The organism is Pandoraea sp. LA3 (assembly GCF_022696215.1).
GTDB lineage: Bacteria > Pseudomonadota > Gammaproteobacteria > Burkholderiales > Burkholderiaceae > Pandoraea > Pandoraea capi.
Map to the genome: position 1 here is coordinate 96,610 of NZ_PTPY01000018.1, position 25,575 is coordinate 122,184.

A 25,575-nucleotide genomic window follows, 5' to 3' on the forward strand; every position below is an offset into this window, starting at 1 on the left:
TGCCGCCGGTCGTGGCGCAGTTGTGGTTTGAGCGCAACACCTTTTGAGGCCCCTCGCCAACCGTTTCATTTCTTTCCCTTGTTTGGCGTTTTGGCGTGCCAGACATCTCTTGTGCATCGCATCACGCTCGTTTCGGATGCCTATGACGGGCATGTTAGAATCGCACGATCATATCGCCGGCAGCCGCCTATCGCGATTAGGGCTTGATAGACACGGATAATGGATCAGTTCGCCAAAGAAACTCTCCCGATTTCGCTCGAAGAAGAAATGCGGCGGTCGTATCTCGATTACGCCATGAGCGTGATCGTCGGCCGCGCCTTGCCGGATGTGCGTGACGGCCTGAAGCCGGTTCACCGCCGTGCGCTCTTCGCCATGCACGAGCTGAACAACGACTGGAACCGTGCTTACAAGAAGTCGGCACGTATCGTCGGTGACGTCATCGGTAAGTACCACCCGCACGGCGACGCTTCTGTATACGACACCATCGTTCGCATGGCGCAGCCGTTCTCGCTGCGCTATATGCTCGTCGACGGTCAGGGCAACTTCGGCTCGGTCGACGGCGACAATGCCGCCGCCATGCGATACACCGAAGTTCGTATGGCCAAGATCGGTCACGAACTGCTCGCCGACATCGACAAGGAAACCGTCGACTTCGGACCCAACTACGACGGCAGCGAAAAAGAGCCGCTCATTTTGCCGGCGCGTATCCCGAACCTGCTGCTCAACGGTTCGTCGGGGATCGCCGTCGGTATGGCGACCAACATTCCGCCGCACAACCTCAACGAAGTCGTCGAGGGCTGTCTGTACGTCCTGAAGAATCCGGAAGCGACCGTCGATGAGCTGATCGAGATCATTCCGGCGCCGGACTTCCCGACGGCCGGCATCATCTATGGCATTTCGGGCGTGCGCGAAGGCTATCGCACCGGACGCGGCCGCGTGGTGATGCGTGCCAAGACGCACTTCGAGGACATCGATCGCGGCCAGCGTGTGGCGATCATCGTCGACGAACTGCCGTACCAGGTTAACAAGCGCTCACTGCTCGAACGGATCGCGGAACTCGTCAACGAGAAGCGTCTGGAAGGTATTTCGGACATCCGCGACGAATCCGACAAGAGCGGTATGCGTGTCGTGATCGAACTCAAGCGCGGCGAAGTGCCGGAGGTTGTGCTCAACAATCTCTATAAGCACACGCAGTTGCAAGATACGTTCGGCATGAACATGGTGGCGCTGGTCGACGGCCAACCCAAGCTGCTGAACCTGCGTGAAATGCTGGTTCACTTCCTGGCGCACCGCCGCGAAGTGATTACTCGCCGCACGGTTTATGAGCTGCGCCGCGCCCGTGAGCGTGGCCATGTGCTCGAGGGTCTGGCGGTAGCGCTCGCTAACATCGACGACTTCATCGCGATCATCAAGGCAGCCCCGACGCCGCCGATCGCGAAGGCGGCGTTGATGGAGAAGTCGTGGGATTCGTCCGTCGTGCGCGAGATGCTCGCGCGTGCCGACAGCGAGACGCAGGGCGGTCTGGCCGCCTATCGTCCGGAAGGGCTCGATGCGGCGGTCGGCGTTCAGCCCGACGGCCTGTATCGCCTGTCGGAAACGCAGGCGCAGGAAATTCTGCAGATGCGTCTGCAACGCCTGACGGGTCTTGAGCAGGACAAGATCGTCTCCGAGTACAAGGAAGTGATGGCGCAGATCGCCGACCTGCTCGACATTCTGGCCAGCCCGCCGCGCGTGACGGCGATCATCAGCGAAGAATTGACGGCCGTGCGTGCCGAGTTCGGCGATGCCCGCCGCTCGACCATCGAACACAACGCGACCGAACTCGATACCGAAGACCTCATCACACCACAGGACATGGTGGTGACGCTGTCGCATTCGGGTTACATCAAGTCGATGCCGCTGTCCGAGTATCGTGCGCAAAAGCGCGGCGGTCGCGGCAAGCAGGCGGCGGCGACGAAGGACGACGACTGGATCGATACGCTGTTCATCGCGAACACGCACGACACGATCCTGTGCTTCTCGAACCGTGGTCGTGTCTATTGGATCAAGGTGTACGAAGTGCCGCAAGGTTCGCGGAACTCGCGTGGCCGTCCGATCGTCAATATGTTCCCGTTGCAGGAAGGCGAGAAGATCAACGTGGTGCTGCCGGTCAAGGAGTACACGGAAGATCGCTTCGTGTTCATGGCAACGAGCTTGGGCACGGTCAAGAAGACGCCGCTCGCGGCCTTCAGCCGTCCGCTCAAGAAGGGCATCATCGCCGTGAATCTCGATGACGGCGACGTGCTGATCGGCGCGGCCATCACCGATGGGGCGCATGACGTCATGCTGTTCTCCGACGCCGGCAAGGCCGTGCGCTTCGACGAGAACGACGTGCGTCCGATGGGCCGCGAAGCGCGTGGTGTTCGCGGTATGCAGCTCGAAGACGGTCAGACGGTCATCGCGCTGCTGGTCGCCGAAAACGAGCAGCAGTCGGTGCTGACGGCAACCGAAAACGGTTACGGCAAACGCACGTCGATCACGGAATATACCCGCCACGGCCGTGGCACTAAGGGTATGATTGCGATCCAGACGAGCGAGCGCAACGGCCGTGTGGTTGCCGCAACGCTGGTCGAGCCGGATGACGAGATCATGCTGATCACGACCGGCGGGGTGCTGATTCGTACGCGTGTCTCCGAGATTCGTGAAATGGGTCGCGCCACGCAGGGGGTGACGCTGATCAGCCTGGACGAAGGTACGACACTCTCGGGTCTGCAACGTATCGTTGAGTCCGATGCCGAAGTTGCCGAGAACGGCGACGCGCAGGGCGACGACGAGACACCGGACACGGATGTCACGGAGTAATACCGGCGTAACTCGATGTAATCTAGGGGTGCATTGCCCCGAAAAGTCAGTAGAATCTGGCCCGATGCAGTGAAGTGCCCAGGCGAGGATGCATCTATTTATCGTCGGTGGAAACTGACGAATTTTGGAGTGACTATTACTATGCAACGCAACGTCAAGAAGTGGATGTGGCTGCTGCTCGCAGCACCGGCAATGGCAATGGCTCAGCAGAGCGCTCCGCTTGACGCGGACAAGAAGGCAGCCATCAAGGATCTGCTGGAAGCCATCGACGCAAACAAGCTCGTCACCGCCATCGGTGAAGGTGCTCAGGGGCAAGCCAAGCAACTGGCGCCGCAAGTGCTCGAGCGTCAACTGGTCGAAAACAAGACGTTGACCGATGCTCAGAAGCAGGCGATCGTCCCGACGCTGCAACAGAACTCGGTGCAGAAGCTGGTTGACGGCGCAGGGAAGGTGTTCACGACCGACGCCTTCAAGAACGACGCTGTGCAGGCTCAGTACAACGCCTACGGCAAGTTCTACACGACCGACGAAATCAAGGGTCTGACGGCGTTCTACAAGAGCCCGGTGGGCCAGAAGTACATCAAGGTCCAGGATCAGGTCGGCCAGGAAGTGGTTGGCGGTCTGATGCAGAAGTACATGCCGCAATCGATCGAAGCGACCAGCAAGCAAGCTGACGCCGAAATCGCCGCGGCTGCCAAGTCGGCACCGAAGGCGCCGGCCAAGAAGTAAATTTCGGCCGATCCTTCGGGGATTGACCGATAATGGCCGTTTGCGAGAGATCGCAAACGGCCATTTTGCATTGATGGGGTTTGCCGGCAGGTTCTGCTCGGAATATTCCGGGAAACGACCATCCTGCGCCGGAATTACGGCCCGCCTCCGCACGTAAGGGCCAACTGGCGGTATAGTGGGTCTTTGCCGCCGCCGCCGCGGGGGCGGGGGATACCCGGCCGAGGGCGGGGGGGGGGCAACGGGAAAAGCCAACCCCCAGCTGCCGCGCGCGTTCACCTGCTCCGCCGGACCGGCGGCGCTGCCGGAAGAGGTTCTTCGTCAGGCAGCCGAGGAAATGCTCGACTGGCAGGGTGCCGGCATGGGCGTGATGGAGATGAGCCATCGCGGCCGGGAGTTCATGAGCATTCTGGCGCAGGCGCAGGCCGATCTGCGCGAGCTGCTCGCGGTACCGGACAACTACCGGATCCTCTTCATGCAGGGTGGGGCGCTCGCCGAGAACGCGATCATCCCGATGAACCTGCTGGGCGGTGCCCGTGCGAACGAGCGTCGCACGGCGGACTACGTCGTGACCGGCTCGTGGTCGGTCAAGTCGCAGAAGGAAGCGCGCAAGTATTGCGATGTCAACGTCGCGGTCAGCACCGAAGCGGAAAATTTTACGCGTTTGCCGCAGGTCGATGAATGGAAGCTGTCCAAGGACCCGGCTTACGTCCATATCTGTACGAATGAAACGATCCATGGCGTCGAGTATTTCTGGACGCCGGACCTGGCGGCCGTCGGTCTGCCGGACGTGCCGCTGGTCGCCGACGTTTCGTCGCACATTCTTTCGCGTCCGATGGACGTGTCGAAGTTCGGTGTGATGTATGGTGGCGCGCAGAAGAACATCGGACCGTCGGGACTGACCATGGTGATCGTGCGCGACGACCTGCTCGGCCGTTCGTTGCCGTTCACGCCGAGCGCGTTCGACTGGAAGACGGTCGCCGAGAACGATTCGATGTACAACACGCCGCCGACTTACGCGATTTACATTGCGGGGCTGGTGTTCCAGTGGCTCAAGCGCCAGGGCGGCCTCGCGGCGATGGAGTCGGTGAACAAGGCGAAGGCGGAGCTGTTGTACGGTTTCCTCGACGACAGCGATTTCTATCGGACGTCGGTCGCTCCGGATTGCCGCTCGCGGATGAACGTGCCTTTCTTCCTGCACGACGACGCACTGAACGAAACATTCCTGGCCGGCGCTCGCGAGCGCGGCCTGCTGCAACTCAAGGGCCACAAGTCCGTGGGAGGCATGCGCGCCTCGATCTACAACGCAATGCCGCTTGCCGGCGTCGAGGCACTGGTCGACTATCTGCGCGAATTCGAGCGCAGCCACGGCTGACGAGGGCGAACGGCCGGCGCAACGGTTGAAAGACTGTGCGCCGCGAGCCGCCTGATCATGTCACTTAGCAAGAAGACAATACGCTCCATGGAAGACGATCTGAACGCATCGCTGCGCCCTTTGCGCGAGAAAATCGATGCTATCGATGCGCAACTACTCAAGTTGCTCAATCAACGCGCGGCTGTCGCCCTCGAAGTGGGTGAGGTCAAGAAGCGCTTTGGTGCGCCGGTATTCCGGCCCGAGCGGGAATTGCAGGTGATTTCCCGCTTGCAGCAAGCTAACGACGGTCCGTTGTATGGCGACAATCTGGCGTCCATCTGGCGCGAGATCATGTCGGCCAGCCGCGCGCTGGAAAAGGTGATGACCGTCGCCTATCTCGGCCCCGCCGGAACTTATAGCGAGCAAGCTGCCCTGACCTATTTCGGTCAGAGCGTGAAGGGGCTGCCGTGCCCGTCGCTGGACGAAGTGTTTCGTGCCGTCGAAGCTGGCAGCGCCGACTTCGGCGTCGTGCCGGTCGAAAACTCGACCGAAGGTGTCGTCTCGCGCACGCTGGATCTGTTGCTGCAAAGCCCCCTGACCATTGGCGGCGAAGTGGCATTGCCGATTCACCATAACCTGATGTCGCTGTCGGGCACGCTCGACGGTGTGACGCGCATCTGCTCGCACGCGCAGTCGCTGGCCCAATGCCAGCATTGGCTGACGGCGCATTTCCCGCAGCTTGAGCGTCAGGCGGTGTCGAGCAACGCCGAGGCCGCGCGTATGGCAGCGGCCGATCCGGCCATTGCCGCCATCGCCGGTGAATCGGCGGCGACGCAGTATGGCTTGCAGATCGCGTTCTCGCACGTGCAGGACGATCCGCACAATCGCACGCGCTTCGTCGTGATCGGCACGCAGGACGCGGCGCCGAGCGGCCGCGATCAGACGTCGCTGATTCTCTCGGTGCCGAATCGCGCGGGTGCTGTCGTCGCGCTCCTCGAACCGCTGGCCAACAATGGTGTGTCGATGACTCGCTTCGAGTCGCGTCCGGCCAAGAGCGGTGCCTGGGAGTATTACTTCTACGTCGACTTCGAAGGGCATCGCGACGATGAGAACGTCGCCAAGGCACTCGACGCGCTGCGTCAGAACGCGGCCTATTGCAAGGTGCTCGGCTCGTACCCGCGTTCCGCGTGACGCCGGGGAAAGACACCATGAGTCTGAATAAGCTCGTTATCTGCGGCGTTGGTCTGATCGGCGGTTCGCTCGCGCGCGCGCTGAAAGCGGCTGGCGTCGTGAAGGAAGTCGTGGGAGTAGGACGCACCGAGGCGTCGCTCGCTCGCGCATGTGAACTTGGCGTGATCGACCGGGCTGCATCGTCGATGGCGGATGCCGTCGCAGGCGCCGACATCGTGTTGCTGGCTGCGCCAGTGGCACAAACTCCCGCGCTGCTCGCCGCGATTCGTCCGTATCTGGCCGGTCATACGATCGTGACCGACGCGGGTAGCACTAAGACGGACGCTGTGGCCGCAGCACACTCTGCGCTTGGCGATGACGCGTGGCGCTTCGTGCCGGGACACCCGATTGCCGGTGCGGAACTGTCGGGCGTCGATGCGGCGAAGGCGGACCTGTATCGCGATCGCCGCATCGTGCTGTGCCCTCAGTCGGGCAACCGCAGCGACGACGTCGCGCGGGTGCGTGCGATGTGGGAAGCGACGGGCGCGCGCGTCTCCGAGATGACCGAAACACAGCATGACCGCGTGTTTGCCTCGGTAAGTCACTTGCCTCACGTGTTGTCGTATGCGCTGATTGCGCAGATTCTCGACGCGCCGGACGCCGCACTGAAGTTCGGGTTCGCGGGCGGCGGTTTTCGCGATTTCACGCGCATTGCGGCGTCGAATCCCGAAATGTGGCGCGACATCTGCGTGGCGAATCGCGACGCCTTGCTTGCCGAACTCGATGGTTATCTCGCGACCCTCGGCGCGCTACGTCAATTGATCGATGCCGGTGATGGCGCCGGTCTCGAGGCCGTGTTCGCCCGCACCAGCCAGGCGCGAACGGAATGGGCCAAGCAACAGGAAAAGTAATGGAAACGCTCGATCTTGGCCCGTACGGCCACGCCGAAGGCACGCTTCGACTGCCCGGCTCGAAAAGTATCTCGAACCGTGTGCTGCTGCTCGCCGCGCTCTCGCGCGGCACGACGCGTGTGCGTGAACTGCTGGCGTCGGACGACACGCAGGTCATGCTCGACGCCCTCGCTGCGCTGGGCGTCAAATGCACTCAGGTCGGCGATTCGCGTGACTTCATCGTGGAGGGATGCGGCGGTGTATTTCCGGTGAAGCTGGCCAAGCTGTTCATGGGGAATGCGGGAACCGCGATTCGTCCGCTGACGGCGGCGCTGTCGCTGAGTCATGGCGACTATGAGGTGTCTGGCGTGGCGCGCATGCACGAGCGTCCGATCGGGGATCTCGTCGACGGACTGCGGCAGCTTGGCGCCCAGATCGACTATCTCGGCAATGCCGGCTATCCGCCGTTGCACATCAAACCGGCCGATGTGAAGGCGCCCGTGACGCCGATTCGCGTGCGCGGCGATGTGTCGAGCCAATTCCTGACGGCGTTGTTGCTGACGCTGCCGCTGCTGCCGTCGGAGACGGGCGAGATCGTCGTCGAAGTCGAAGGCGAACTGATTTCCAAGCCGTACATCGACATCACGCTGCGACTGCTGCGCCGGTTCGGTATCGACGTGCGTCAGGACGGCTGGTCGCGCTTCACGCTTCCGGCGGCGGGTGCGGATGGCGCGAAGTACCGGAGCCCGGGTGAGATTCGCGTGGAAGGGGATGCCTCGTCGGCGTCGTACTTTCTGGCGGTCGGCGCGATCGGTGGTGGCCCGCTGCGTGTAGAGGGTGTGGGCCGTGACAGTATTCAGGGCGACGTGCGCTTCGTCGACGCGCTGGCAGCGATGGGCGCGCGCGTGACGCTGCATGACGATGCTATCGAAGTGCATGGCATCGATACCCCTTCGGGCAAGCTGCGTGCGCTGGATATGGATTTCAATCACATCCCCGATGCCGCGATGACGATTGCCGTGGCTGCGCTCTTTGCTGACGGCACGACCACGCTGCGCAATATCGCCAGCTGGCGCGTGAAGGAAACGGATCGGCTGACGGCAATGGCCATCGAACTTCGCAAGGTCGGGGCGACAGTGGAGGAGGGCGCGGATTATCTGCGCGTGACGCCGCCCGCTGCGCTGACGCCCAACGCGACGATCGACACCTACGACGATCACCGCATGGCCATGTGCTTCTCGCTCGTGAGTCTGGGCGGTGTGCCTGTGACGATCAACGATCCGAAGTGCGTCGCCAAGACATTCCCGACGTACTTCACCGAGTTTTCGCGCGTCGCTTCGTAATTTGCTTGGTGCTGGCAGGGCCGATTCGGTACCGTTGCGATCTCGCGCGGGGCCGAATCGGGTTTTGCGCATTCCTGGCGCCCTGTCGTTCGCGCTGGAGCCTCTTTTCTACGGATGCTCAGCCGTTTTCCGTTAGGGCGAGCGTATGACCATTCTGGCGTCTCGCAACGCTGCGTTCGCCGACTTCCGAGGCGGGGCGGCGCACCTAATCGATGAAACGCCGGGCCTTTGTCATGGCGGGGGAGGCCCAACGAGCAAGTCCGGACGTTGCGCGCCGATGGCCGTCACGCCTGTCCCGTCATCGTTTGCCAGAGCAGAACGCCATTAAGCAGGACGATGGCGGCGGCGATCAGCCATGCGCTGGCAAGCAGCGCGCCGCGAACACGCCACTGCCCCATCAACTTGGCATCACCGGCAAACCGGACGAGCGGAATCACGGCAAACGGCAACTGAAGGCTGAGTACCACCTGACTGAAAATCAGCAGGTTCGTGGTCTGAGCCTCGCCACCATGACCGACGATCAACAACGCCGGAATCAACGCCAGTCCGCGCGTGATGAGCGCGCGCTGCCATGGCTTCATGCGCAGATTCAGAAAACCCTCCATCGTGACCTGACCGGCGAGCGTGGCTGTCACGGTGGAGTTCAGGCCGCAGGCGAGCAGCGCGACGGCGAACATGACGCCCGCCCATTGACTGCCGAGCAACGGCGCCAGCAACTTGTGGGCGTCGCCAAGCGATTCCACTGCGGTATTGCCACTGGCGTGGAACACGGCAGCGGCAAGTATCAGCAGTGCGGCGTTGATGAGAAAGGCGAAGCCGAGCGAGAGCGTGGTGTCCCACTGGGTTGTCTTCAGCGCCCGGTTCATCGTGGCGGGCGTGCGTTCGGGCATCGCTTCGCCACGCATGCGAAGCAGCGCCGAGTGGAGGTACAGGTTGTGCGGCATGACGGTGGCCCCGAGAATCCCCACCGCCAGCCAGAGCATGCCCGCCTGAGCGACGATCTCGCTACGCGGGCGCAGGCCGGAGACCGCGGCCCCCCAATCGGGATTGGCCAGTGCGAGCTGCGCGGCGAAGCAACCGGCAGTCAGCAGGATCAAGGCAGCGACGGCGCCTTCGAGGCGGCGCTGTCCGAACCCCTGCAAACCCAGCATGGCAAAGGCGAGGAAGCCGGCGAGCACGACGCCGACCGGTAACGACAGACCGAACAGGAGTTGCAGCGCGACCGCGCTACCGATGATCTCGGCCAGATCGCAGGCGATGATGGCAATCTCGCAAAGCCCCCATAACGCCAACGAGGTGCGACGGCTATACTGGTCACGTGAGAGTTGCGCGAGATCGCGTCCGGTCACCAGACCGACGCGCGCGGCCAACCATTGCAACAACAACGCCATGACGCTCGAGAGCAGCACTACGCTCAGCAGCGTGTAGCCATAGCGGGCACCGCCCGCGATCGCCGTGGCCCAGTTGCCCGGATCCATATAGCCGACGGCGATGAGCGTGCCCGCCCCGGCAAACCCCATCCAGCGCTGCGCACGGCGCGGTGTCGGGTTTTGCGGATCGGGCGGCGGCACCCATTCGGGGCCGGCTAAGGGATAATCGCGGCTTTGCATGGCAGTCACATCTTCCGGCGGCGCAAATAGCGTCCATATCTAAATGATAATCATTATTATTTGGATGGGAAGTTTTATTTTTTAATGTGTTGGATAGACAGAGACGAAGGAATGCCTGATTTGACGGTGGTGGACGACTCGATTCCGGTCATTACGGTGGATGGCCCGACGGCATCCGGTAAAGGGACGGTGGCGCACCGGGTGGCCGACGAACTGGGGTTTCATTACCTCGACAGTGGGGCACTTTACCGGCTGACCGCGCTGGCGAGTGCTCGCCACGGGATCGACCCCGACGACGTAAGCGCCCTCGCCGTCCTCGCGGAGACGCTCGACGTGCGTTTCCGCGATCAGCGTATCTGGTTGGCAGGTGAGGATGTGACCGACGCCATTCGTGCCGAAGCGATCGGCAATCGGGCATCCAGTATTGCGGTGCACAAGGCTGTCCGGCAGGCGCTGACGGCGCTCCAGCGAGGCTTCAAGACCGCGCCCGGGCTGGTGGCGGACGGTCGTGACATGGGAACGGTGATCTTCCCGGAAGCCGATTTGAAGGTGTTTTTGACCGCCACGCCACAGGCGCGTGCCGAGAGGCGGTATAAGCAATTGATAGAAAAAGGATTTTCTGCTAACATAGACAGTCTCATGCTGGATCTTGAGGCGCGTGATGCGCGGGATCGTACCCGTGCCGAGGCGCCACTGAGGCCGGCAGAGGGTGCGCGGGTACTCGACACGTCGGGGCTTAACGTCGATCAGGCGGTGGCTCAGGTGCTCGAATGGTTCGCGCAAGTGCAGTACCCGCAAGGCGCCTGACCGGGTGTTTCATGCAGTCACCTGGCTTGGCTTTGTCTAACCTTTAACCCAACCGTTGCACGTTCTCGTCAGCCCCCCTTCGGGAGATGGACGTCAGCGGCGTAATCCACTTTTATGTCCGACCTGCAAACCTCGACCAACGAATCTTTCGCGGCGCTTTTCGAAGAGTCGCTCTCCCGTCAAGACATGCGTGCTGGTGAAGTCATCAGCGCTGAAGTCGTTCGGGTTGACCACAACTTCGTGGTCGTCAACGCCGGCCTCAAGTCCGAAGCGTACATCCCCATCGAAGAATTCCTGAATGATCAGGGCGAGGTCGAAGTTCAGGCCGGCGATTTCGTTTCCGTGGCGATCGACGCCCTGGAAAACGGCTACGGCGACACCGTGCTGTCGCGCGACAAGGCCAAGCGTCTGGCCTCGTGGCTGCAACTGGAAAAGGCCCTCGAATCGGGCGACCTCGTGACCGGTACGATCACCGGCAAGGTCAAGGGCGGTCTGACCGTGATGGTCAACGGCATCCGTGCATTCCTGCCGGGTTCGCTGGTTGACACGCGTCCGGTCAAGGACACGACCCCGTACGAAGGCAAGACCCTCGAATTCAAGGTTATCAAGCTCGACCGCAAGCGCAACAACGTTGTGCTGTCGCGCCGTGCCGTGATCGAAGCCACCCAGGGTGAAGAGCGCGCCAAGCTGCTCGAAACGCTCAAGGAAGGCGCGATCGTCAAGGGCGTGGTCAAGAACATCACCGATTACGGCGCGTTCGTCGACCTCGGCGGCATCGATGGCCTGCTGCACATCACCGACATCGCATGGCGTCGTGTGCGTCACCCGAGCGAAGTTCTGTCGGTTGGCCAGGAAGTCACCGCCAAGATCCTCAAGTTCGATCAAGAGAAGGGCCGCGTCTCGCTGGGCGTCAAGCAACTCGGCGAAGATCCGTGGGAAGGCATTGCTCGCCGTTACCCGCAAGGCACCCGCCTGTTCGGCAAGGTCACCAACATCACCGACTACGGCGCATTCGTCGAAGTGGAATCGGGCATCGAAGGCCTGGTTCACGTGTCGGAAATGGACTGGACCAACAAGAACGTTGCACCGACCAAGGTTGTCCAACTGGGCGACGAAGTCGAAGTCATGGTGCTCGAGATCGACGAAGACCGTCGTCGTATCAGCCTCGGCATGAAGCAGTGCAAGCCGAATCCGTGGGATGACTTCTCGCGCAACTTCAAGAAGGGCGACAAGATCAAGGGCGCAATCAAGTCGATCACCGACTTCGGCGTGTTCATTGGTCTGCCGGGCGGCATCGACGGCCTGGTCCACCTGTCGGACCTGTCGTGGAGCGAAGCTGGCGAAGAAGCGGTTCGCAAGTACAAGAAGGGCGACGAAGTCGAAGCCGTGGTTCTGGGCATCGACGTCGAGAAGGAACGCATTTCGCTGGGTATCAAGCAGCTCGAAGGCGATCCGTTCAACACCTTCGTGGCGATCCACGACAAGGGCTCGATCGTTGACGGCACCATCAAGGCCGTTGACCCGAAGGGTGCTGTCGTGTCGCTGGGCGATGACGTGGAAGGCTACCTGCGCGCTTCGGAAATCTCGCACGACCGTGTGGAAGATGCCCGTAACGTGCTGAAGGAAGGCGAAGCCGTCAACGCAATGATCGTCAACATCGATCGCAAGTCGCGCAACATCAACCTGTCGATCAAGGCCAAGGATTCGGCCGAGCAACAGGAAGCGATTAGCAAGATGTCGTCGGATAGCTCGGCAGCGAGCGGCACCACGAACCTCGGTGCCCTGCTCAAGGCCAAGCTGGACAGCCAGAATCAGTAAGGTCCAAGGCCTATGACCAAGTCTGAATTGGTCAACCAGTTGGCGGCGCGGTTTCCCCAGTTGGTGCTCAAGGATGCCGATTTCGCGGTGAAGACGATTCTCGACGCGATGGCCGATGCGCTTGCGCGCGGTCATCGAATCGAAATCCGCGGTTTCGGTAGCTTCGGGCTCAACCGTCGGCCACCGCGCGTCGGCCGCAACCCGAAGTCGGGCGAGAAAGTGATGGTGCCGGAGAAATTCGTGCCGCACTTCAAGCCCGGCAAGGAGTTGCGAGAGCGGGTTGATCACAAGGCGTCGGACCAATAAGGCCCTTTGGGATCTACTACGCAAGAAAAGCGCCTTCGGGCGCTTTTTTTGTATCTGACGATCGACAGGGTGGTGTCGGTGCGGACAATCGCCGGAAATGTGAAGCACTTTGCAGGAACGACGCCTCGCAGAGCACATCCGGTACAATACGCCCACGTGCTGGCCTGGTGCGTCCAGGGCTTCGACGCCTCGTGCGGCCGGCTCAAGTTGCAAAACATACGGCAATCCTGCCGCAGGAGCCTTTCGGCATGAAGCTGATTGTTTGGATCGTTCGTCTGATCGTATTCGTGGTGTTGCTGTGTCTCGCGCTGGCCAACACCGGCGAGGTCACGTTGAACCTGTTCCTGGGGCATACGTGGACAGCGCCGCTCATCATGATCGGACTGGCATTTTTTGTGGTCGGTGGTGTCATCGGCGTGCTCGCGACGTTGCCGAGCCTGATGCGCCAACGCCTTGAACTGCGTCGCACGCGACGCGACCTGGCCCGTGCCCAGCGTGATCCCGAGGCGAGCGATCAGCCGCCGATGCTGCCGCCGGTATAACGCGGCGCGGCGCACGACACTCGTCATCCTCATCGACTGTTTCAACGACAACACGCATTCATGGAATTCGAGGTCTGGTGGCTACTTGCCATCCCCGTGATCTTCGGCTGCGGCTGGGTGGCTGCGCGACTCGATTTGCGCAGCCTGCTCTCGGAAAGCCGCAATCTGCCGGCATCCTATTTCCGCGGTCTGAATTTCCTGCTGAACGAACAGCCGGACAAGGCCATCGACGCCTTCATCGAAGTCGCCAAGCTCGATCCCGAAACGACCGAACTGCACTTCGCACTCGGCAGTCTGTTCCGCCGTCGCGGCGAGACGGAACGCGCCATTCGAGTCCATCAGAACCTGCTCTCGCGCGATGATCTGCCGCAAGCCGATCACGAGCATGCGCTGTACGAACTCGGCCACGATTTCCTGAAGGCGGGTCTGCTCGATCGCGCCGAAGACGCTTTCAGCCGGTTGCAGACCGGCGCGTACGCGAAGGCAGCGCAACATGCCAAGCTCACGATCTATCAGATCGAGAAAGAGTGGCGTAAAGCGCTGGCGGAAGCCGAAACGTTGACGGATCTCGATCCTGCCGTGTCCTACCGCAAGGAGATCGCCCAGTTCCATTGCGAACTGGCGCAGGAAGCGCTGCAACGCAAAGATACCGAGGCGGTTGGGCGTGAACTGGACGCCGCGCTCGCCGTGAATCCGGCCAACGTGCGTGCGCCGCTGCTGCGCGGCGACATGCTGCTCGCGGCCGGAGATGCCGAGGGCGCGCTGCGGGTGCTGCGCACGATCGAGGAACAGAATCCGATGTACCTCGGGCTCGCTGCGAAGCGGGTCATGAAGGCCTTCGAGGCCCTGGGCCGGGCGCCGGAAGGGCTGGCCATGTTGCGTGACGCCTTGCGCAAGAACCCGTCGGACGATCTGCTCGAAATCGTCTATGAAAAGACATTGTCGCTCGACGGCCCGGAAGCCGCGCTCAAGCTGATGCGCGAGCAGATGCACCGTGCGCCGAGCGCCCCCGGTATGGCGCGTTTGCTCGAAGCGCATGCGGCGACTGCGCATGGCGACACGCAGTCGGACCTGCAACTCATGGGCAAGCTGATTACGCAGCGTACCAAGTCGTTGCCGCGCTATGTCTGTGACCAGTGCGGCTTCCGCGCCCGACTTTTCTATTGGCAGTGCCCCGGCTGTAACGGCTGGGAGACGTACACGCCGCGCCGTGCCGACGTGCCGGCAGCAACATAAGTTTCATAACATCGCAAAATCATGAAGATCACCATCATCGGTTCCGGCTACGTCGGCCTTGTCACGGGTGCCTGTCTCGCAGACGTCGGTAATGACGTGTTCTGTCTCGACGTCGACCCGCGCAAGATCGAGATCCTGAACAACGGCGGCGTGCCGATTCACGAGCCGGGCCTCCAGGAAGTCATCGCACGCAACCGCGAAGCGGGCCGTCTGCAATTCTCGACCGATGTCGAGGCTTCCGTGGCGCACGGCGACGTGCAGTTCATCGCGGTCGGCACGCCGCCCGATGAAGACGGCTCGGCCGACCTGCAATACGTCGTCGCAGCAGCACGCAACATTGGCCGTTACGCCAAGAGCTTCAAGGTGATCGTGGACAAGTCGACGGTGCCGGTGGGCACGGCAGACAAGGTGCGCGCCGCGGTCGCAGAAGAGCTTGCCAAGCGTAGCGAAGACGTGAAGTTCTCGGTCGTCTCGAACCCCGAATTCCTGAAGGAAGGTGCGGCGGTAGACGACTTCATGCGTCCGGATCGCATCGTGATCGGCGTGGATGACGACGCCGACGGTCAGCAGGCGCGCGCGATGATGAAGCGCCTGTACTCGCCGTTCAACCGCAATCACGAGCGCACGCTGTACATGGACGTTCGCTCGGCGGAATTCACGAAGTACGCCGCCAACGCCATGCTGGCAACGCGTATTTCGTTCATGAACGAACTGGCCAATCTGGCCGATCGCGTGGGCGTGGATATCGAAGACGTGCGTCAGGGCATCGGCTCGGACCCGCGCATCGGGTATCACTTCCTCTACGCCGGTTGCGGCTACGGAGGCTCGTGCTTCCCGAAGGACGTGCAGGCACTTGTGCGTACCGCCGAAGACTACGGTCTGCCGCTGCGGATTCTGAACGCGGTGGAAGCCGTCAATGAAACGCAGAAGACGGTGCTGATCGACAAGATCGTGGCGCGTCTGGGCGAGGAATTGAAGGGCAAGACGTTCGCGCTGTGGGGGCTGGCGTTCAAGCCGAACACCGACGACATGCGCGAAGCGCCCAGCCGTCGTGTGATCGCGGAGCTGGTGCGTCGTGGCGCGAGCGTGCGTGCGTACGACCCGGTGGCGCTGGAAGAAGCCCGCCGAGTCGTCGCGCTGGACTTTGCCGACGACGCTCAGGCCCACAGTCGCATCGAGTTCTGCGCCACGCAGAACGACACGCTCACGGGCGCTGACGCGCTGGTCATCGTCACGGAATGGAAGGCCTTCCGCAGCCCGGACTTCACCAAGGTGAAGCAGGCGTTGTCGCTGCCGCTGATCTTCGACGGCCGTAACCTGTACGACCCGGAAGCCATGCAGGAACTGGGTATCGAATACCACGGCATCGGCCGCGGTCTGGGCGAATCCGCCTGATTTTCGAGGAACGACGGATGAATTCGACGGCAACTTCGCTTACCCGTACGGTTCAGGCGCCGGGCGTGCCCAGCGTACCCCGCGAGGCGTTCAGCCGTGCCCGGGTGCTGATCGTCGGTGACGTGATGCTCGACCGCTATTGGTTCGGCGACGTCAATCGCATTTCGCCGGAAGCGCCGGTGCCGGTGGTGCACGTCAAGCGCAACGAAGAGCGTCTGGGCGGTGCCGCGAACGTGGCGCTCAACGCGACGTCGCTGGGGGCACAGGCCGGCCTGCTCTGCGTGCTGGGCGAGGACGAGCCCGCCGAGCGCGTGGTCGACATGCTCGACGCCAGTGGCGTGATGGCTTTCGTGACGCGCGACGCGGATCTCGCGACCACCATCAAGCTGCGCATCGTGTCGCGTCAGCAGCAACTGCTGCGTATCGACTTCGAGAATCAGCCGGCGCGTGAGGTATTGCTGGCGGTGCTCGATCAGTATCGTCAGTTGCTCACGAGCTATGACGTCGTGCTGCTCTCGGATTATGCCAAGGGTGGTTTGACGCATGTCCAGCCGATGATCGAAGCCGCGCGCGCCGCAGGCAAAGCGGTGCTCGTCGACCCGAAGGGCAGCGATTACGAGCGCTATCGCGGCGCCACGATCCTCACGCCGAATCGCTCCGAATTGCAGCAGGTCGTGGGCGTGTGGCGTTCGGAGGACGATCTGACGTCGCGGGCACAGAATCTGCGCGAATCGCTGGGGCTGGAAGCGCTGCTGCTCACGCGCTCGGAGGAGGGCATGACGCTCTTCACCGAAAGCGGTGCGCTGCACGTGCCGGCGCAGGCGCGCGAAGTGTATGACGTCTCCGGCGCGGGCGACACGGTGATCGCCACGCTGGCGGCGTCGCTTTCCGCCGGTCTGCCCCTGCCGCAGGCCGTCGTGCTCGCCAATCGTGCGGGCAGCATCGTCGTGGGCAAGCTGGGCACCGCGACCGTCGACTACACCGAACTCTTTTCCGAGCTGACATGACCATCATCGTGACGGGCGCCGCGGGCTTCATCGGCGCCAACCTCGTCAAAGCCCTCAACGAGCGCGGAGAGACCGACATCGTGGCGGTCGACAACCTCACGCGTGCGGACAAATTCCGCAATCTGGTCGACTGCGAGATCAGCGACTACCTCGACAAGACCGACTTTGTCGCGCGCTTCCAGCGCCGGGAATTCGGTCGCGTGCGCGCCATTTTCCATGAAGGCGCCTGCTCCGACACCATGGAGACGGATGGCCGCTACATGATGGAGAACAACTTCCGCTACACGCGGGCGTTGTTCGAGGCCTGTCAGACGCAGACCGTGCCTTTCCTGTATGCCTCGTCGGCAGCGACTTATGGCGCGTCGGAAACGTTCGTGGAGACGCGCGAGTATGAAAAGCCGCTGAACGTCTACGGCTACTCGAAGTTCCTGTTCGACCAGATCGTGCGCCGCGCCATGCGTGAGGCGGGCGGCAAGCTGCCGAGTCAGGTGGCCGGCTTCCGTTACTTCAACGTCTACGGCCCGCGCGAGGCGCACAAGGGCCGCATGGCGTCGGTGGCGTTCCACAACTTCAACGAATTCCGTGCCAATGGCCGTGTGAAGCTCTTCGGCGAGTACAACGGCTACGCTGCCGGTACGCAAAGCCGTGACTTCGTGTCGGTCGAAGACGTGGTGAAGGTGAACCTGCACTTCTTCGATCATCCGGAGCGCAGCGGCATCTTCAACCTCGGTGCGGGGCGCGCGCAGCCGTTCAACGACATCGCGATTGCCGTGATCAACACGTTGCGCGAGGAAGCCGGTGAAGCGCCGCTGTCGCTCGACGAGATGGTCAAACAGGGGATCGTGGAATACATCCCGTTCCCGGACGCGCTGCGCGGCAAGTATCAGTGCTTCACGCAGGCGAGCGTAGAACATCTGCGTCAGGCCGGCGGCTATCAGCAGCCGTTCTATACGGTTGGCGAAGGCGTTTCGCGTTACGTGCGCTGGTTGCTGGCGCAGTGAGCACGCGCCAGGCGCGCCATGCCTGTCACCGGGTCGGCCCGGTACACGGGGAGCCAGACGGCTCCCCGTTGTGTTTGGCGCGCCGTCTCGGATATCGGATATCGCCGGGTGCTCACGATAGCGATCGCTGGCCGCGAGACCTTACCCTGAGCGAGGTCATGGCCGGTGGATTAGAATGTTTCGATTCCCGACCGAAAAAAGCTTAGTGCAATGGCCTATAAGACTATCGAAGACACCATCGGCAACACGCCGCTGGTGCAACTGGTGCGTTTGCCCGACGACGAAATCCGCCGCCGCAACAACGTGATTCTCGGCAAGCTCGAGGGCAACAACCCGGCGGGATCGGTGAAGGATCGTCCCGCGTTGTCGATGATCAAGCACGCCGAGCAGCGCGGGCGCATCAAACCGGGCGACACGCTGATCGAAGCGACCTCGGGCAATACGGGCATTGCGCTGGCGATGGCCGCGGCCGTGCGTGGCTACAAGATGGTCCTCATCATGCCGGAAGACCTCTCCGTCGAGCGTCGCCAGAGCATGGGCGCCTACGGTGCCGAGATCATCCTCACGCCGGTCAAGGGCGGCATGGAGTACGCACGTGACCTCGCCCAGCAGATGGAGCGCGACGGACGCGGCATCATCCTCGATCAGTTCGCCAATCCCGACAACCCGCTCGCGCACTACGAGACGACCGGCCCGGAAATCTGGCGCGATACCGAAGGCCGCGTGACGCACTTCGTCTCCGCAATGGGCACGACCGGCACGATCATGGGTGTCTCGCAGTACCTGAAGGAGCAGAGCGAGTCGGTGCAGATCATCGGCGCTGAGCCGGCCGAAGGTTCGCGTATTCCGGGGATTCGCAAGTGGCCGGAAGCCTATCTGCCGAAGATTTTCGACCGCGCCCGCGTGGACCGTACGGTCTCGGTGACGCAGGCCGAAGCCGAAATCATGGCGCGTCGCCTTGCGGCAGAAGAGGGCATTTTCTGCGGCATCTCGGCTGCCGGTGCCTGCCAGATCGCGCTGAATCTCGCGCATGAGGTCGAGAACGCGACCATCGTGTTCGTCGTTTGCGATCGTGGTGACCGTTACCTGTCGACGGGCGTGTTCCCGGCGTAAGTCGAGTCGCAAGGCATCAAACGACGACGGGACCCGAGGGTCCCGTTTTTCATGCCCGACGACCGAGGATGGTCGATGACGGCTGTTGTGGGAGCCAGTCTCCCGACGATCAGGGCGCGCGTGCGGCCTTGATGGCGTCTGCCAGATCGTACACGGACATCGCGTAGAAGAAGCTGCGGTTGTAACGCGTGAGCACGTAGAAGTTCGTGAGGCCCATGCGGTACTGCGTGGCCTGTCCGGGGGTCGGCAGATCGACGATCAGCACCGGCGTGTCGAGCGCCGAGCCCACGTCGAGGCGCGGTTCGTTCATCAGCATGCCGGCCTTGATGAAGTCGCCGAGCTTCCAATGCGGTTCGGGTTGTCCATCGGCGCCCGCCTCGGCCAGCCCCTGACTGCCGCGATCGGCGGCGATGTTCCACACGACCGGTTGTCCCGGCTGCCATCCGTGCTGTTTGAGGAAGTTGGCGACGCTGCCGATGGCGTCGGCGACATCCGTCGTCAGATTGATCTTGCCGTCGCCGCTGTAATCGACCGCGAAGTTTCGGATCGACGACGGCATGAACTGGGGAATGCCGATCGCGCCGGCATACGAGCCATAGATGCTGAACGGATCGACGCCGCGCTCACGTGCGTAGAGCAGCAGGTTTTCGAGTTCCTTGCGGAACAACGCCATTCGCTCCGAACGATTGCGCGCGGGCGGATAGTCGAACGCGAGCGTAGTGAGCGCATCGATGGTGCGGAAGTTGCCCATGTTGCGCCCGTAGATCGTCTCGACACCGATGATGGCGACGATGATCTCTTCGGGCACACCGTATTCTTTAGCGGCGCGCGAGAGTGCTGCCGCATTCTGATTCCAGAAGCGCACGCCACCGTTGATGCGCGTGTTGTCGAGGAAACGCTTCTCGTAATTCGTCCAGTTTTTCTGGCCGGGCGTGGCGGGCGGCGCAGCAAGACGTGCGGCCGTCTGTGAGAACACCACGCGCGAGAAGACCTTCTGCAACTCGGTACGATCAAAGCCGTCGCGCGCCACGATGTCGTTGATGAATGCGTCGACCTCGGGATTGGCCGCGTAGCGTTGCGGCACCACTTCTTCCTCGAACTCGGTCTGCGCCGCTTGCTTGCCACGGGCTTGCGCGTGCGCGCTTACGCTTGTCAGTGCAAACGCGCCGATGCACAGCGCAATGCTGAACGCGCTGATCGCGCGCATCGAACGTGGGAGTGAATCGTACATCCGTACCGGTGATGTCATGCTGTCTGTCAGGCCTGTATGAAGTCCGAATGCGACGCGGCCCTTGCGGCCATCGTCACGTTAGTCGCGTTGATGCTCTCGTCGCGGCCTGTCGATGTCGAATCGCATTGCGTTGATTCGGTCCTCATCGAAAGGTAACTCGACGTGCGTGATTACCTAGAGCGCCAACCATTCATGCCAGTTCCTGCCGTCCCGAATTTCGGGAGAACGGCCCTAACCGGCTGTCACGGGTCTGCTGGGAGACTGCTTGGCAGTATAACCGAGTGCACCTGTGATACCTTAAGGCCTGTGCACTGTCCGTGACAGTGTTCATGGGGGATGCCGGCCATCGGCACGCGTTTGCGAGTGTTGTTGACGACTGTCAGGCACATCGTTGCGGCGCGAGTCAGGCTCCGCATCCGGCCGCTACCGGACGTGGAGACCACGGCGCGGCGGGCATCCCCCGCCCGTCCCAATAAAACGATTCGAAGCGATAGGCGACACAACGAATGGCTACCGGGTTCTATACACATCCCGATTGCGTCCGTCACGAGATGGGCGAGTGGCATCCGGAATGCCCCGAGCGGCTGCGCGCCATCGAGGACCAACTGATTGCCGGTCGCATCGACGGTCTGCTCGAACGCCGTGAAGCGCCGGCGGCCGACGAGGCCAGCCTGCGGCTCGTGCATACGCAGGATCACATCGATTTTATCCGCGACAACATTCCCGAATCCGGGTACTTCCCAATCGATCCCGATACGCTGCTCAATCCGTATTCGTGGCGTGCGGCAACGCGCGCAGCGGGGGCAGCGGTCGCGGCGACGGATGCGGTGATTCGCGGTGAACTCGACAACGCATTTTGCAGTGTGCGTCCGCCGGGTCACCACGCCACGCCCACGCGTGCGATGGGCTTTTGCCTGTTCAACAGCGTGGCGATTGCGGCGGCCCACGCGCTGGAAGTCCACGGGTTGTCGCGCGTGGCGATCGTCGACTTCGACGTGCACCATGGCAACGGGACCGAGGCCGCGTTCGGCAACGACGAGCGTGTGCTGATGTGCGGCATCTTCCAGCACCCGTTCTATCCGTTCTCCGGCGCCAACGATCCGGCGCCGAACATGCTCAACATTCCGCTTGAAGCACGCACGTCCGGCATGGCGGCGCGCGAGGCCATCGAGTACGGCTGGCTGGGACGCCTCAACGCATTCCGTCCCGAGATGATCTTCTTCTCGGCCGGCTTCGATGCGCATCGTGAAGACGATCTCGGCGGCCTTGGCCTGACCGAGGCGGACTTCGCGTGGATCACGAAGGAAGTGAAGGCCATCGCGGATCGCCACGCGAAGGGGCGTATCGTGAGCTGCCTCGAAGGCGGCTACAACCTCTCCGCGCTCGGCCGTAGTGTCGTGGCGCATCTGAAGGTGCTCGCCGACGTCTGACGTCCGGACGCCGGCCCCCGATAGATTCGATTGATCCGATAGATCGATAGCGGCCGGCGCGCAGCGTTCATCGCGGCGCGAACGTGCGGCACAGGAGACGACATGACGTCATCGCAAGCGACGGCGGCGCCCGAGCCGCTGGTTCTCGTCACTCACGGCGAAGGCGAGCTGGCTGGTGTGGTGACGCTCACGCTCAATCGTCCGCGTCAATTCAATGCGTTATCCGAAGCGATGCTCGACGCGCTGCAAGGCGCGCTCGACGACATCGCTCGTGACGACGGCGCCCGTGTGGTGGTGCTGGGCGCGTCCGGTCCGGCCTTTTGCGCGGGACACGATCTCAAGGAGATGCGTGCGGAGCCGTCGCTCGATTACTACCGGACGTTGTTCAATCAGTGCACGCGCGTGATGCTGACGATGCAGCGCATGCCGCAGCCGGTCATCGCACGGGTGCACGGTATCGCGACGGCGGCAGGGTGTCAGTTGGTCGCGATGTGCGATCTTGCGGTCGCGACGTCGGTGGCGCGCTTTGCCGTCTCCGGCATCAATGTCGGCCTGTTCTGTGCGACGCCCGGCGTTGCGCTCTCTCGCAATCTCACCCGCAAGCAGGCGATGGAGATGCTGCTGACCGGCGACTTCATCGACGCACAGACGGCCCGCGAGCGCGGACTGGTCAATCGGGTAGTGCCGATGGAGCGTCTCGACGCCGAGGTGGCGGCGCTATGCCGCTCGATTCTCGCCAAGCCCGCTGCGGCGGTGGCGGCGGGCAAGGGACTGTTCTACCGGCAAGCCGAGACCGGCATCGAGGCTGCGTATCAGATGGCCGGGCAGACCATGGCGTGCAACATGATGGACGCGTGTGCGCTTGAGGGCGTGCAGGCATTCATCGAGAAGCGGGCGCCCGACTGGGCGAAGCCGACGGACTGAGCGCCGTCTCTCGCCTTCTCCAGCCTTCTCCCGCCGTCTCCCGCCTTCTCCGGTTACCGCTGTGAATCACGCATCCACCGGATGCGCTCCACCATTACCACTGCTTTTCCAGCACCAACGGTCCCGGCGTCGCCGTACGGCTGACCGCGTATCCGTTGCCGGTGAACCAGGCGCGCAACTCCTTGATCATGTCGGGATTGCCGCACACCATGATGCGCGACGTCGCGGGATCGAGCGTCGCGCCCATCGCCTTTTCCAGTTCGCCGGACGACAGTAGCGTCGTGACACGTCCATATAACGCGCCCGGCGTTTGCTCGCGCGTCACGCTAACCGCGAAGTGAAGCTTGTCGACCCATGACGGATCGACATCCGGATGCGAGAAGTGTCTGAGTTCTTCGTAATAGGCGAGGTCGCGCTCCCATCGCACGCTGTGCACGACGAAGATGCGCTTGAAGCGTCGCCACACGTCGGGATCGCGCAGGATCGAAACGAAGGGCGCCAGTCCGGTGCCCGTGGCGAGTAGCCACAGGTCGTCGCCGCCGGTAAAGCGATCGAGGGTGAGAAAGCCGTAGGCGGTGTGGTCGACGAGCACCTCGTCGCCGACCTTGAGTTGTGCCAGTCGTGGCGTGAGCTGGCCTTCGGGAATCGTGATTACGTAGAACTCCAACGTATCTTCGGCGGGCGAATTCACGAAGGAGTACGCCCGCCAGATGAGTTCTCCGTCGTCGCCCGGCAGGCCGAGTCGCACGAACTGGCCCGCCGTGAATTGCAGGCCGGGAGGGCGGGTCGTCTTGATGCTGAAGATCGTCGGCGTCCAGAAATGCATGCCGGTGACCGTTTGCGGCGAGTATTTCGTCTGCGCTTGCATGCCGGAGGCTCCTTGCGAATCCACACAGCTTCAGTGTAGCGCGCAGTGAGGGATCGGAATGCGAGACCCTGCTTGCAGGGCGGGTTCAGGCGCACCGAACCCGCCCATTCGGGCTGACTATGACCCGATCAGATGCGGTGATGCGTACCGAACGGCGTTCGCGGCGTGTTGGCCGTGCGAGTCCCTTGCATGGCATCCATCTCCAGTGCCGATAGTCCGGAGGCATCGCGTTGTGGTGCCTGCGTTTGCGGCAGATGCGCGACCAGCCAGGCGGTCAATTCCTCGATGACTTTTTCCCGGTCGAGATCGTTGAGCGTTTCGTGGAAGTGGCCCGGGTAGAGCCGTAAGGTCTTGTCCTGCGAGCCGGCGTTGCCGTGGAACTGTTCGCTCGCCCATGGGGCGGTGAGCCGGTCCGCCGTGCCATGGAAGATATAGAGCGGCAAGTGCAGGGCGTCTGCGTTGGCGTGAATGCGCGTCATGGCGTCGAGTAGCTCGGCTGCCGTGCGCGCCGGGGTCCCTCGATATGCGTTGAGCGGGTCTTTTTTCGCCGCATCGACCACGGCGTTGTCGCGAGCGATGGCCGTCGGATCGATCTTGAAGACGGGCACCTTCGGCAGCCAGCGCGACACCCAGCGTCCGGCCTTCACCATCCACGGGGCGACGGGTTCGCCCGGCGCGAGCGCCGGGCTGCTGAGCATCAGGCCGCTGACGTTGGCGGGGGCGCGCGTGATCGTATAGAGCGCGGCGATGGCGCCCCCCATGCTGTGGCCGAGCAGGAACAGCGGCGTCGGCCCGAAGGTCGTGCGGACGTGCGTGAGAAAGATTTCGGTGTCGTTGAGATAGTCGTCGAAACGATCGATGTAGACGCGCGCGCCGCCTGAGCGGCCGTGCCCGCGCAGATCGTAGGTCACGGTCGCGATGCCGAGCGACGCGAAGTGCTCAGCCAGACGCGCGTACCGTCCACCATGTTCGCCCATGCCGTGCACGATGGCGACGACTGCGCGTAGCGGCGCGCTATCGATGTCGCCCGCGCGGGCCTCCGGCTGCCACGTATGGACGTGGAGCGTCAGCCCATCGCTGGCTTGCAGACGCGATTCCGAATGCGTTGTCATGTCTCCTCCTGGCGGGATGGCCGGGTGGCCGTCGTGCGTGCGACGGCGGTGCGATTTGTCGGTAGGGTCGTCGACGGTCGTGTCGAGGGTTTTACCGGTGCGCCATTCGATCATAGGCGTGCGCGCACCGGTGTGTTTTCTCTAGAGGAAACGCACCACGAGGAAACTGGCTGCGCACGAGGATTTGCATAAAAATAGCACGATCGTTCGGGGTGAGGGCGTGGCGCACAAGCGCTTCCTGTCAGGCACCGGCGCCGTTTTTCGCAGGATCGAGCATCCGTGGCAATGCCAGAGCATTTCATGAATGATTGCCACAAAATGCCTCAAATATGCACATAATGCGTCATTCGCCGTGTGGTTATAATGGCAGCGGATTGACGTAAACGTAACTTTGGAGCGAGTTCATGAAGATCCTGGTACCGGTCAAACGGGTAGTGGATTACAACGTAAAAGTTCGCGTGAAGAGCGACGGCACGGGCGTCGACATTGCGAACGTGAAGATGTCGATGAATCCGTTCGACGAAATCGCGGTGGAAGAAGCGGTGCGCCTGAAAGAAGCGGGCGTGGCGACGGAAGTGATCGCGGTGTCGGCGGGCGTGACCCAGTCGCAAGAGACGCTGCGCACGGCGCTGGCGATCGGCGCGGATCGCGCGATCCTGATCGAATCGGACGAAGAATTGCAGCCGCTGGCCGTGGCTAAGCTGCTTAAGGCCATCGTCGAGAAGGAGCAGCCGCAACTGGTGATCCTGGGCAAGCAGGCGATCGACGACGATTCCAACCAGACGGGGCAGATGCTTGCGGCGCTCACGAAGCTGCCGCAGGCGACGTTCGCCTCGAAGGTGACCGTCGCA

At 62.5% G+C, this 25,575-nt stretch carries 22 protein-coding genes; 18 read left to right on the forward strand and 4 right to left on the reverse strand.

Annotated elements, in window-relative coordinates; all coding sequences use genetic code 11:
- The first annotated feature begins 219 nt into the window (after positions 1-219).
- The 6 genes from gyrA to aroA all read left to right on the forward strand — a co-directional run bounded on the left by gyrA (position 220) and on the right by aroA (position 8,324).
- Positions 220-2,841 carry a DNA gyrase subunit A gene (gyrA, locus tag C5N93_RS03050; RefSeq protein WP_150722537.1) on the forward strand — a complete coding sequence of 874 codons (2,622 nt, stop codon included), beginning with the start codon at positions 220-222 and terminating at the stop codon, positions 2,839-2,841.
- Positions 2,842-2,982: 141 nt separating this feature from the next.
- Positions 2,983-3,570, forward strand: a complete 588-nt coding sequence (locus tag C5N93_RS03055) for a DUF2059 domain-containing protein (protein WP_150722536.1) — start codon at positions 2,983-2,985, stop codon at positions 3,568-3,570.
- Positions 3,571-3,829: 259 nt separating this feature from the next.
- Positions 3,830-4,942, forward strand: coding sequence for a 3-phosphoserine/phosphohydroxythreonine transaminase (gene serC / locus C5N93_RS03060; RefSeq protein WP_242558235.1), 1,113 nt, complete (start codon positions 3,830-3,832; stop codon positions 4,940-4,942).
- Positions 4,943-5,029: 87 nt separating this feature from the next.
- Positions 5,030-6,112: a prephenate dehydratase gene (gene pheA, locus C5N93_RS03065; protein ID WP_069340720.1), complete on the forward strand. Its 1,083-nt coding sequence runs from the start codon at positions 5,030-5,032 to the stop codon at positions 6,110-6,112.
- A gap of 17 nt (positions 6,113-6,129) precedes the next feature.
- Entirely contained in the window at positions 6,130-7,002 is an 873-nt protein-coding gene (locus C5N93_RS03070; RefSeq protein WP_242558217.1) for a prephenate dehydrogenase/arogenate dehydrogenase family protein, read from the forward strand.
- Entirely contained in the window at positions 7,002-8,324 is a 1,323-nt protein-coding gene (aroA, locus tag C5N93_RS03075; protein ID WP_242558218.1) for a 3-phosphoshikimate 1-carboxyvinyltransferase, read from the forward strand. Before C5N93_RS03070 ends, aroA begins: the two co-directional genes overlap by 1 nt.
- 284 nt (positions 8,325-8,608) lie before the next feature.
- On the opposite strand, the gene C5N93_RS03080 is transcribed toward aroA, so the two are convergent.
- Positions 8,609-9,934 carry an Nramp family divalent metal transporter gene (locus C5N93_RS03080; protein ID WP_242558219.1) on the reverse strand — a complete coding sequence of 442 codons (1,326 nt, stop codon included), beginning with the start codon at positions 9,932-9,934 and terminating at the stop codon, positions 8,609-8,611.
- Positions 9,935-10,054: 120 nt separating this feature from the next.
- On the opposite strand from C5N93_RS03080, the gene cmk reads away from it, so the two are divergent.
- The 9 genes from cmk (at position 10,055) to cysM (ending at position 19,159) form a co-directional block, all read left to right on the forward strand.
- Positions 10,055-10,741 carry a (d)CMP kinase gene (gene cmk, locus C5N93_RS03085; protein WP_069340723.1) on the forward strand — a complete coding sequence of 229 codons (687 nt, stop codon included), beginning with the start codon at positions 10,055-10,057 and terminating at the stop codon, positions 10,739-10,741.
- A 114-nt stretch (positions 10,742-10,855) separates the two neighbouring features.
- On the forward strand, positions 10,856-12,559 hold the full coding sequence (gene rpsA, locus C5N93_RS03090; RefSeq protein ID WP_039400075.1) for a 30S ribosomal protein S1: 1,704 nt from the start codon (positions 10,856-10,858) through the stop codon (positions 12,557-12,559).
- A gap of 12 nt (positions 12,560-12,571) precedes the next feature.
- Positions 12,572-12,865, forward strand: a complete 294-nt coding sequence (locus C5N93_RS03095; protein ID WP_017232087.1) for an integration host factor subunit beta — start codon at positions 12,572-12,574, stop codon at positions 12,863-12,865.
- Positions 12,866-13,113: 248 nt separating this feature from the next.
- Complete coding sequence (locus tag C5N93_RS03100; RefSeq protein ID WP_042115054.1) at positions 13,114-13,407, forward strand: LapA family protein; 294 nt, start codon at positions 13,114-13,116, stop codon at positions 13,405-13,407.
- Between the two features lie 60 nt (positions 13,408-13,467).
- The gene (gene lapB / locus C5N93_RS03105) at positions 13,468-14,643 is read left to right on the forward strand and encodes a lipopolysaccharide assembly protein LapB (RefSeq protein WP_242558220.1); all 1,176 of its coding nucleotides are present in this window, start codon (positions 13,468-13,470) and stop codon (positions 14,641-14,643) included.
- A 21-nt stretch (positions 14,644-14,664) separates the two neighbouring features.
- On the forward strand, positions 14,665-16,038 hold the full coding sequence (locus C5N93_RS03110; RefSeq protein WP_242558221.1) for a UDP-glucose/GDP-mannose dehydrogenase family protein: 1,374 nt from the start codon (positions 14,665-14,667) through the stop codon (positions 16,036-16,038).
- Between the two features lie 17 nt (positions 16,039-16,055).
- Positions 16,056-17,045, forward strand: coding sequence for a D-glycero-beta-D-manno-heptose-7-phosphate kinase (gene rfaE1 / locus C5N93_RS03115; protein ID WP_069340726.1), 990 nt, complete (start codon positions 16,056-16,058; stop codon positions 17,043-17,045).
- The gene (gene rfaD / locus C5N93_RS03120; protein WP_242558222.1) at positions 17,042-18,046 is read left to right on the forward strand and encodes an ADP-glyceromanno-heptose 6-epimerase; all 1,005 of its coding nucleotides are present in this window, start codon (positions 17,042-17,044) and stop codon (positions 18,044-18,046) included. Before rfaE1 ends, rfaD begins: the two co-directional genes overlap by 4 nt.
- Positions 18,047-18,256: 210 nt before the next feature.
- Positions 18,257-19,159: a cysteine synthase CysM gene (cysM, locus tag C5N93_RS03125; protein WP_242558223.1), complete on the forward strand. Its 903-nt coding sequence runs from the start codon at positions 18,257-18,259 to the stop codon at positions 19,157-19,159.
- A 109-nt stretch (positions 19,160-19,268) separates the two neighbouring features.
- Here the strand turns inward: cysM and mltB are convergent, their stop codons facing one another.
- On the reverse strand, positions 19,269-20,366 hold the full coding sequence (mltB, locus tag C5N93_RS03130) for a lytic murein transglycosylase B (RefSeq protein WP_240493434.1): 1,098 nt from the start codon (positions 20,364-20,366) through the stop codon (positions 19,269-19,271).
- Positions 20,367-20,896: 530 nt separating this feature from the next.
- Between mltB and C5N93_RS03135 the strand changes: the two genes are divergently transcribed.
- Both C5N93_RS03135 and C5N93_RS03140 read left to right on the forward strand, forming a co-directional pair.
- Positions 20,897-21,820 (forward strand): histone deacetylase family protein, encoded by a 924-nt coding sequence (locus C5N93_RS03135; protein WP_069340731.1) that lies wholly within the window; start codon positions 20,897-20,899, stop codon positions 21,818-21,820.
- A gap of 102 nt (positions 21,821-21,922) precedes the next feature.
- A complete protein-coding gene (locus tag C5N93_RS03140; protein ID WP_242558224.1) occupies positions 21,923-22,744 on the forward strand; it encodes an enoyl-CoA hydratase in 822 nt (273 codons plus the stop codon).
- 94 nt (positions 22,745-22,838) lie between these two features.
- On the opposite strand, the gene C5N93_RS03145 is transcribed toward C5N93_RS03140, so the two are convergent.
- Together C5N93_RS03145 and C5N93_RS03150 are read right to left on the reverse strand one after the other, a co-directional pair.
- Positions 22,839-23,612, reverse strand: a complete 774-nt coding sequence (locus C5N93_RS03145) for a ferredoxin--NADP reductase (protein WP_242558225.1) — start codon at positions 23,610-23,612, stop codon at positions 22,839-22,841.
- 128 nt (positions 23,613-23,740) lie between these two features.
- A complete protein-coding gene (locus C5N93_RS03150; RefSeq protein WP_242558226.1) occupies positions 23,741-24,724 on the reverse strand; it encodes an alpha/beta hydrolase in 984 nt (327 codons plus the stop codon).
- Between the two features lie 404 nt (positions 24,725-25,128).
- On the opposite strand from C5N93_RS03150, the gene C5N93_RS03155 reads away from it, so the two are divergent.
- A partial coding sequence (locus tag C5N93_RS03155) for an electron transfer flavoprotein subunit beta/FixA family protein (RefSeq protein WP_242558227.1) occupies positions 25,129-25,575 on the forward strand: 447 nt, incomplete at its 3' end.